Consider the following 8293-nt stretch of genomic DNA (forward strand, 5'->3'; position numbering starts at 1 on the left):
TGCAACTAATAAACAATTAAATGCTTTCTATCCGGAAGTAACAACATTCCAAACGGAACTAGAAGCGCAACGTAACATGAATCAAGAAACAGCAAGAGCATGGAAGATCATTAACCCTAACAAGAAAAACTTTGTAGGTGAGCCAGTAGGTTTTGAACTTGTACCTGGTGAAAATGCAAGAATTTTCTTACATGATGAATCAAGTATCGTGAAACGTGCAGGATTTATTAAAAATCATTTACACGTTACAAAATTTGATCGTGATCAAATGTATGCTTCTGGTAAATACCCGAACCAAGGGGAATGGAACGGAAGCACGCTTAATAATTGGGTAAAAGAGAACCGCAACATTGAAAATGAAGATATTGTTGTTTGGTATAATATGGCTGTTCATCACGTTGTACGTCCTGAAGACTGGCCAGTAATGCCAACTCATTACATCGGATTCATGTTGAAACCGCATGGTTTCTATGATGGAAATCCAGCGTTGGATCTTCCACGTCCAGCAGCAATCAAAGGCGCTAGCTGCCATTAATAACTAAAAAAAGTTGTTTGAAAAGGGAATTGATTACAATTCCCTTTTCACCTTCTTATATACAGGAAAAACATGTTACTATACAGAAAATGAACAGACATGTTACTATACGGGAAGTGAACAAGCATGTTACTGGTTATTAGCACTCTATTAGTCTTGCTCTATACGAGTGTTTGTTTACTAAAAATACATCAAATTCGAAATAATTTAAAGAACATGACAGGCATGATGATCGTCATGGTATTGTGTATGGGAAGCAGCCTAACTATCGGCATAATTGTCGGAATTTTCTATACAAGTGATTTAGCTCACTCTACTATGATTGCCATGACATTCAGTCTGATTGTCGGATATTTAGCCGGAAAGCCTATTAACCTATTAGCCATTGGAGAAGGAATGGCTGGGGGAATAATGGGTGGGATGATGGGCGCAATGCTTGGGGATATGTTACCACTAGGCAATTATACAGCGATGCTCATTTATATGGATATTCTCTTTATTGTAAGTATTTTGTTCATTGTGACAATGATGAATGCGGAATTGAAGAAAGATAAAGAAAATTTGACATTTAAACCTCGAACTTATCCATGGATTATTACAACCATTATTTCAGCTATTTTAATTTTTGCTTTTTCTAACATGGAAGCGGATACAATTGAATCTCATCAAGACCAAACAGATCAACACGAACAAGATCAACACGAACACCATCACTGATTTAGGAGGGAAATTTATGGCCGCACAAAAAGAAGGAGATGTACTAGAAAGTACAGACTCACCAGCAGTATTAAAAAAGGAAATGACGTGGAAGGATGCGTTTTGGCTCGCTAGCGGTGTGCCAGCCTTAGTATTATTTTCAATTGGAGCTATTGCGGCTACAGTAGGAAATCTTTCTTGGTTAGTTTGGACAGTATCGATTCTGATTGGGTTAACTCAGGCTTTCCTATTTGCCGAAATTGCAGGTATGTATCCGAACAAATCTGGTGGAGCATCCGTATATGGCGCGATGGCGTGGGTGAAATATTCGAAAGTATTATCTGCCATCTCCATTTGGAGTAACTGGATTGCTTGGACACCGGTATTAGCATTAGGAACAAAATTAGCTTCAGGCTTCGTTTTAACGACATTTTTCCCAAATGCTGCCATCACTACTTGGGGATTTACACTGCTGGATTTAGGTTTTATCCGTCCAGATCTGACTATTCGTTTTGATTTTGCTTTTGTTTTAGCTCTTGCTTTCCTTTTTATCGTTTATGCGATCCAAAACTTAGGTGCTGTAAATGCTGCACGTATCCAAAGAATTATTGCAGTAGTCGCTCTTATACCTTTACTTATCGTTGGGCTCGTACCGTTATTTACTCAAGGTATTAATGTGGAAAATATCATTCCTAGCCTTCCGACTGGCATTTCTTGGGATGAAGCAGGGTGGACATTATTATTTGGGGGCTTGTTTTTAGCTGCTTGGTCTACTTATGCTTTTGAAACATCAATTTGTTATACGAGTGAGTTTAAAGATCCTAAGAAAGACACAGTTAAAGCAATTATGTTTTCAGGTTTATTATGTTTAGCCGTTTTCACTATTGTTCCATTCTCTTTTCAAAATGCTTTAGGACTTGCAGGATTACTTGATCCTGATATTGCAAGTGGAATGGGAGTCGGTACGGCGATGGCTCAAATGGTAGGCGGTGGTGTTGTAGTAGGAACGATTATTGTCCTATTGCTTATCCTGTCTACGATATTGTCTATCATGACTTCTATGGGTGGTTCATCCCGTACTTTATATCAAGGATCTGTGGATGGATGGCTACCAAAGTTCATGTCTAGTGTTAATAAAAACGGAGCGCCTAGTGGAGCAATGTGGACGAACTTAGTCTTCAATATCGTCTTGCTTTCTTTGTCTGACTACACATTTATCCTTGCTATTTCAAATGTAAATTATATCATATTGAACTTTTTCAATTTAAGTTCTGGATGGATCCACCGGATGGACCGTCCAAACTGGCCACGCCCATTTAAAGTGCCAAACTGGCTTATAGGAATAAATGCAGTATTAGCTTTTGTAAATGTTGCCTTCCTAGGACTTGGTGCTATCGTCTGGGGACCAGGCACGCTTGTATCCGGTTTAGTCGTTTCTTTATTCATTATTCCTGTGTTTCTTTACAGACATTATGTCACCGACAAAGGGGTATTCCCAGGAAATGCTGATTCCGATGATTTAGATAAGACGCACTATAAAAAGAAAGCAGGTATTTTGCCGTATGTGGCTGTTGCTATAGCAATTGGAGTTATCATTGTTACCAGTCAAATAGCTGTTTTTAATCCTTAATAGCAGGTTTTCATTGTGCTCATTGCATACGTGATGTCTGTAATCGGTGAAATGTCGTCGCGGATTTCTACATTGTTAAAAAGCAAAAAGTTTCTGTACGAGATAGAGATATAAATAAATAGAGTGTTTATAGAGATTCTTGGTTCCATAATTAAGAATCTCTAATTCATAGAATAAGGGTTGAAGATTTTAAGCGGTTGCTTTAAAAATTGAGCGGAAAAGGGGTTTGTAAATGAGCACAGAAAATACAGAGTTGAAAAAAGTATTGACGCCAATTCATTTATGGGGATTAGGAGTAGGGATCGTTATTTCAGGTTCTTATTTCGGATGGAATTATGGGCTTGGTGAATCAGGCTTTGTAGGAATGTTAATCGCAACTGCTATCATTGGTGTTTTGTATATGACATTATGTTTCTCACTTGCAGAATTAGCAACGATCATGCCTCATGCAGGTGGAGGTTACGCTTTTGCAAGAAGAGCCATGGGTCCATTAGGAGGCTACATTACAGGTGTTGGGGTTGCGCTGGAATTCGCGGTAGGAACAGCTGTTTTCACGTCAGGTGCAGGTTTCTATGTTAATTTCCTTATACCAGCAATCAATCCTATTGTCGCTGCAGCTGTGCTCTATGTCTTTTTCTTTGCTCTTCATATTTTAGGTGTTAAAGAATTTGCAACAGTTGAAATGATCCTTGTTACAATTGCGGTTGCTATGTTAATTGTTTTTGCCATTTATGGAGTCCCTCATGTTCAGACTGAAAAATTGTTTGGTGGAGAACTTATTCCAGGAGGAATTGCAGGTATTTGGGCAGCTCTTCCTTACGCAATGTGGCTATATATTTGTATGGAAATGTTACCGATGTTAGCAGAAGAATGTCGTAATCCGGTTAAGGATTTACCTAGAGGGATTATGGCTGCCATTATTACTCTTATCATTCTCGCTTTCCTTGTTGTAACAGTCACTGTCGGTCTTGGAGGAGCTGCAGGTACGTCTACAGTAGAAAATCCACTCTCCTATGCCATTTCTCACGGTATTAGTGAAAATTTATGGTTAGTTGATGGACTGGCTATCGTTGGGTTGTTCGGGATGCTTTCAAGTTTGGCAGGTGCAATCTTAGCTTATTCTCGCCAAGTCTTCTCTTTGTCAAGATCAGGTTATTTACCTAGTTTCTTATCGCGCTTGCATAAAACGCGCCGTACACCTTATATGGCGGTTGTTGTTCCAGGAGCAATCGGTTTCGTCTTTGTTCTGATGTTTGATCCAAATAAATTAATTTTAATAGCTACATTTGGGGCATTGGTTTCTTACATTATGATGAATATTTCACTCATTATGCTACGTAAAAAAGAGCCTAATCTTGCACGCCCTTATAAAGCACCATTTTATCCTGTAGCACCTATCGTATGTATTATTCTGAGCTCACTAGCTTTGCTTTCAACCATTTTCGGTAATATTACGTTCTTCTTTATCAATATAGCTATTTTTGCTGTAGCGATTGCTTATTACTTTGTCTGGGCGAGACATCGTATCAACGCAGATGCACCAGAAGAACAATTTGCGAATATGTCACAAGAAGAAATCGAAAAACAGAATATATCTGTATAACTAGTCTATATAAAGAATCAATAGTATTTAATTTTAAATACTATTGATTTTTTTATGATGACGATTATTAATAGCTACATTTGGGCATTGGTTTCTTACAATATGATGAATATTTCACTCGTTTTTGATTCTAGCATTCTTAAATGACATTTACTCGCTCTAGTTCCTTAAGTTTTGTCGCATATCGAATGCGACAAAACTGGTTCTAACACGAAATGCTGCGTAAAAAAGAACCTAATCTTGCACGCCCTTATAAAGCACCATTTTATCCTGTAGCGATTGGTTATTACTACATCGTATCAACGCAGATGCACCAGAAGAAATGAGTAAAGAGAATATATCTATATAACTAATCTATATAAAGAATCAATATTATTTAATATTAAATACTATTGATTTTTTTATGATAACTGTTAATATTAAAGGTAGTCTAAAAATTACGATAATTCTGCGATGAGGTGAATCTAATTGAGTACGAATAATAACAAACTGACAACCAATTGGGGTGCTCCAGTTGGCGACAATCAAAATTCTATCACAGCCGGTTCGCGTGGACCTACTTTGATTCAAGATGTACATCTTTTAGAAAAATTGGCGCATTTCAATAGAGAACGTGTTCCTGAACGCGTTGTACATGCGAAAGGTGCGGGTGCACACGGTTATTTTGAAGTAACAAACGATCTTTCTCAATACACAAAAGCGAACTTTTTATCAGAAGTCGGAAAACGTACACCTATGTTTATTCGTTTCTCAACAGTAGCTGGTGAGCTAGGATCTTCAGATACAGTACGTGACCCGCGTGGTTTTGCTGTGAAGTTTTATACAGAAGAAGGGAATTACGATATTGTTGGGAACAACACACCTGTATTCTTTATTCGTGATGCGATTAAATTCCCTGATTTCATTCATACACAAAAACGTCATCCACAAACTCATTTGAAAAATCCAAATGCTGTATGGGATTTCTGGTCATTATCTCCTGAGTCTTTACATCAAATAACGACTTTAATGTCTGACCGTGGTATTCCAGCATCATTACGTACGATGAATGGCTACGGAAGCCATACATTTAAGTGGGTAAATGAAAAAGGCGAAGGTGTTTGGGTGAAATATCACTTTAAAACAGAGCAAGGCGTACAAAACATGGATGCCAATGTAGCTGCACAACTTGCAGGTGAAAATCCAGATTATCATACAGAAGAGTTGTTCCATGCCATTGAGAGCGGTAACTTCCCTGCGTGGAAACTATCTGTTCAAATTATGCCACTTGAAGATGCGAACACATACAAATGGGATCCGTTTGATGTGACAAAAGTTTGGTCGCAAAAAGATTATCCATTAATCGAATTAGGCCGGATGGTGCTTGATCGTAATCCTGAAAACTATTTTGCAGAAGTGGAACAAGCAACATTCTCACCAGGCTCATTCGTACCGGGTGTTGAAGCATCTCCGGATAAAATGCTGCAAGGTCGTTTATTTGCTTATAATGATGCACATCGTTATCGTGTTGGTGCAAACCATCAAGCGCTTCCAATTAACCGACCAGTTAATGAAGTGAATAATAACCAACGTGACGGGCAAATGCGCTTTGATAAAAATGGCGGCAGTTCTTCCGTCTATTACGAACCAAATAGCCTTGGTGGTGCAACAGAATCACCTGCAGACAATGTAACGCCATTTGAAGTGTCTGGTGAGGCTGGTACGCATGCGTACAGTCATGACGACCACTACACACAAGCCGGTGATCTATATCGTCTTATGAGTGAAGAGGAACGCGCTCGTTTAGTTGCGACTATTGCAGGGGCAATGGCTCCAGTTGAAAGCGATGAAATTAAACTTCGCCAAATCAGTCATTTCTATAAAGCAGATCCAGAGTATGGAGAGCGTATTGCAAAAGCTCTTAATCTGCAAGTCCCAGTTCAATCTTAAATTTGATTTTATGAAATACAGTAGTTAATAAAATTCAATAAAACAACGAAAAGATCATCATTATGATGATCTTTTCTACTCTATCATAATTAATTTAAAATAAGCGTAATGAGGTGTTGAAAATGACTCAACATCGTATAAAGGAAGGTCTTAAGCTTTTAAAAAAAAACGGGTCAAGAATGACGCCCCAAAGAAAAGCGATTATGGAGTATTTAGCGAATACTAAATCCCATCCAACAGCAGATCAAATATTTAATTCAATAAAAGATAAGTTTCCGAATCTTCCACATACTACTGTGTACAATAACTTGAAATGTTTAAAAAAGTACGGAATTATTAATGAACTTACTTATGGACAAGCATCAAGTCGTTATGAATGGGCGACCGCTTTTCATTACCATGTAGTATGTGATTCGTGCGGACAGTTACATGATTTTCACTATCCTAAGTTAGAAGCAGTAGAGCAGTATGTTGAGAAAAAATCACGATTCAATGTAACCCAACATTTATTTGAGATTCATGGAACTTGTTTGGACTGTAAAAATGAAAACGTTTCCTTTAAAGAGAGCTAGCCAAACTTGATTTCACCCATATTCCAACCTTAACACCCTGTACTTTTATTAAGACAGGGTTTTTGTGTATGTCAGTTAGAATATAGTAAATGATGTTCACCGTTTTAAGCGACAGCAAAGCAGCTGTATAGATTTGTGCGCTGGCTGACTATTCTCATCAACTACCGTCTGCACAGGTGGTCGAACATCTTTTGTTTGATGAAACATAGGTTTCACTGACAGTATGGATATTTTATTTGTAAGTACGCACTTTTTTATATATAGTGTAAAAATCATACTGTTACGTATGCTATATGCTTAATAGGGAGGAATAACGAATGAGCCATATTCGTGAAAAGTCGTTTAATTGTGAAAAAGAATTGACACTGTCTATTATCGGTGGAAAATGGAAGATGTTAATTATATGGCACTTGGGAAAAGAAGGGACAAAGAGATTCGGTGAATTGAAATCTCTCATACCCGCCATCACGCAAAGAATGCTTGTGAGTCAGCTTCGCGAGTTAGAAGAAGATCTCATTGTTTATCGAGAAGTGTATCCTGTCGTTCCGCCCAAGGTCGAATACTCACTTACTGAACGAGGACATACGCTCATTCCCATCCTCGAGTCCATGTATATATGGGGGAAAGAATATACAGAAAGTATTTTGGAGCAAAAAACAGAAAGAACGGCTCTGTTAAACACCAAAAACTGAAGGCGTTTCAAAATATGATCCTAAATAACAATTAGATACATCTTTCATCTGGATTATGTAGCCGTTATGATGAATGATGTTGTCGGGAGAAAGCACAATATTTTACACTTTAGAATCCTCCTTGATATATCTAAGGTAAATATCAGGTTGACAATAAGTCTTGAATTTTTTTAAAAATGGACTAATTCCATATTCTAATAGTATATTTTTCGACACTATATGATAGTAAAGTGCGTACTTTATTTTCTGAAAATTAGGATATATAATGACTGTAGTACCAATCTAATCAATCTAATCAAATTAACAAACAATTAGAAGGAGTGACATATCCATGAAATTACAATTAGCACTTGATCTAGTCAACATTCCAGAAGGTATCGCAGTCGTTAAAGAAGTAGAACAATTCGTTGATGTCGTTGAAATCGGCACACCGGTTATTATTAACGAAGGCCTTCGCGCTGTAAAAGAAATGAAAGAAGCATTCCCTAACTTAACAGTTCTTGCGGACTTGAAAGTAATGGATGCAGGCGGTTATGAAGTAATGGTAGCCTCTCAAGCAGGCGCAGGTATCGTAACGATTCTTGGCGCAACTGATGATGCAACAATCAAAGGTGCTGTAGAAGAAGCGAAAAAACA

General features: G+C 37.8%; 8 protein-coding genes. All 8 read left to right on the forward strand.

Annotated features, from left to right (window positions below):
* Positions 1 to 535, forward strand: a 535-nt coding sequence (locus A3M5_RS26305) for a copper amine oxidase (RefSeq protein WP_502685425.1), incomplete at its 5' end; no start/stop codon positions are given.
* A 126-nt stretch (positions 536 to 661) separates the two neighbouring features.
* Complete coding sequence (locus A3M5_RS0121240) at positions 662 to 1252, forward strand: hypothetical protein (RefSeq protein ID WP_018395770.1); 591 nt, start codon at positions 662 to 664, stop codon at positions 1250 to 1252.
* Between the two features lie 16 nt (positions 1253 to 1268).
* A complete protein-coding gene (locus A3M5_RS0121245; RefSeq protein ID WP_018395771.1) occupies positions 1269 to 2861 on the forward strand; it encodes a trimethylamine N-oxide permease in 1593 nt (530 codons plus the stop codon).
* 232 nt (positions 2862 to 3093) lie between these two features.
* Positions 3094 to 4464: an ethanolamine permease gene (gene eat, locus A3M5_RS0121250; RefSeq protein WP_018395772.1), complete on the forward strand. Its 1371-nt coding sequence runs from the start codon at positions 3094 to 3096 to the stop codon at positions 4462 to 4464.
* A gap of 468 nt (positions 4465 to 4932) precedes the next feature.
* Positions 4933 to 6393, forward strand: a complete 1461-nt coding sequence (gene katA, locus A3M5_RS0121255) for a catalase KatA (RefSeq protein WP_018395773.1) — start codon at positions 4933 to 4935, stop codon at positions 6391 to 6393.
* A gap of 122 nt (positions 6394 to 6515) precedes the next feature.
* Positions 6516 to 6965, forward strand: a complete 450-nt coding sequence (locus A3M5_RS0121260; RefSeq protein WP_018395774.1) for a Fur family transcriptional regulator — start codon at positions 6516 to 6518, stop codon at positions 6963 to 6965.
* A gap of 317 nt (positions 6966 to 7282) precedes the next feature.
* Positions 7283 to 7657 (forward strand): winged helix-turn-helix transcriptional regulator, encoded by a 375-nt coding sequence (locus tag A3M5_RS0121265; RefSeq protein WP_018395775.1) that lies wholly within the window; start codon positions 7283 to 7285, stop codon positions 7655 to 7657.
* 331 nt (positions 7658 to 7988) lie between these two features.
* The coding region (locus A3M5_RS23465; protein ID WP_034299869.1) for an orotidine 5'-phosphate decarboxylase / HUMPS family protein at positions 7989 to 8293 on the forward strand (305 nt) is incomplete at its 3' end.

It is taken from the genome of Bacillus sp. 37MA, from assembly GCF_000372765.1.
GTDB lineage: Bacteria > Bacillota > Bacilli > Bacillales > Domibacillaceae > Domibacillus > Domibacillus aminovorans.